A 245-nucleotide genomic window follows, 5' to 3' on the forward strand; every position below is an offset into this window, starting at 1 on the left:
CGGGTCAGCCTTCAATCGAAGTCAACTTATTCGATTTTGACCGTGACATATACGGCTCCGAAATCAAGGTTGAATGGTATAAGCGGCTGAGGAGCGAAAAAAAATTCGGCAGCGTTGACGAGCTTGTCGAACAGATTTCTAGAGACAAAGAAGAAGCGATCCGCTTCTTCAGAGAGCGGAAGCCGGCCGGAATCTAGATGTATGGAAACGGCAATACGCGTCAACAATGGTGATAAAAAGGTAAA

1 protein-coding gene is annotated in these 245 nt (G+C 46.1%); it reads left to right on the plus strand.

Going from position 1 to position 245, the window contains the following annotated elements; translation table 11 throughout:
- A partial coding sequence (locus tag CH339_RS25895) for a riboflavin kinase (protein ID WP_210207417.1) occupies positions 1–197 on the plus strand: 197 nt, incomplete at its 5' end.
- Positions 198–245: the final 48 nt, after the last annotated feature.

The organism is Rhodobium orientis (genome assembly GCF_003258835.1).
GTDB lineage: Bacteria > Pseudomonadota > Alphaproteobacteria > Rhizobiales > Rhodobiaceae > Rhodobium > Rhodobium orientis.